At 41.5% G+C, this 573-nt stretch carries 1 protein-coding gene; it reads left to right on the forward strand.

The genetic code is table 11. The annotated features are described in order from the left end of the window. The coding region (locus tag AC1DRQ_RS32060) for a sigma-70 family RNA polymerase sigma factor (protein ID WP_477430288.1) at positions 1 to 437 on the forward strand (437 nt) is incomplete at its 5' end. Between the last annotated feature and the right edge of the window lie 136 nt (positions 438 to 573).

A 573-nucleotide genomic window follows, 5' to 3' on the forward strand; every position in this document is an offset into this window, starting at 1 on the left:
CCTGTGAGGATATTGTTCAAGAATTGTTTATTAAAATCTGGAATAACCGCGAACAATTAGATATTAAATCGTCTGTGCAGGCTTACCTTTCAGCTTCTGTACGGTATGAAGTTTTCCGCAGGCTAAGAAACTCGAAAAATCACGAACCGATCCTGGATGAGATCATCGAAACGGTTGCCGACCTTTCCCTGTATGACCGTTTGGAATATCAGGAATTGCAGTTTCAGATCTCAACCGTTGTTGACACCCTGCCCGGAAAGTGCAGGGAAGTTTACAACCTGAGTCGTAATGAACTTTTATCCCATAAAGAAATTGCGGAGAAACTCGCTATTTCAACCAAAACGGTTCGAAACCACATCACGCGTGCGCTTCATGAATTAAGAATGAGCATGAACCAGCTCATGATGATCCTGATCACGCTGCTCTTCCTGAAATAAGCCTTATTAATTACCTCATCAGTACCCCAATCCATCAGACCAGCCGCCATCTTCCTGGCTCGCCTTTATATAATTAAAAAAAATATTTTTTTTGTAGGACATACCCCCCATTATTTGACTCTTACAATAAAGACCA

This window comes from Mucilaginibacter sp. P4_E8 (genome assembly GCF_056401495.1).